Below are 259 nucleotides of genomic sequence, written 5' to 3'. Positions count from 1 at the left end.
ACACTCTTTGATGAATTAATTAATCACAATAAGCCATTACACAGTATAAGCCACCTACAATTATGCCAAAGTGAAACGCATAACTTTGTGGTCATTCGTCACACTAAAGCAATTAGTGATGAAGCAAAGGCTGTGGTAATAAAAGCCTGTACGCCTTACAAATACTCAGTTATTTGGCAAAGCGAAAGTGATGTAATTGACCATACTAATATTACTATGCCGTACTATTACCTAGATGAATTTAAACTAAAATTTGAGT

The 259-nt window shown here is 34.0% G+C and carries 1 protein-coding gene; it reads left to right on the top strand.

From position 1 onward, the window contains the following. A partial coding sequence (locus tag SB756_RS31870) for a hypothetical protein (RefSeq protein WP_410913473.1) occupies positions 1 to 259 on the top strand: 259 nt, incomplete at both ends.

This window comes from Pseudomonas sp. SIMBA_068 (genome assembly GCF_046534705.1).
Taxonomy (GTDB): Bacteria; Pseudomonadota; Gammaproteobacteria; order Pseudomonadales; family Pseudomonadaceae; genus Aquipseudomonas; species Aquipseudomonas putida.
The sequence above is the reverse complement of the archived record's forward strand: the minus strand, read 5'-3'. Positions and strand labels throughout refer to the sequence as shown.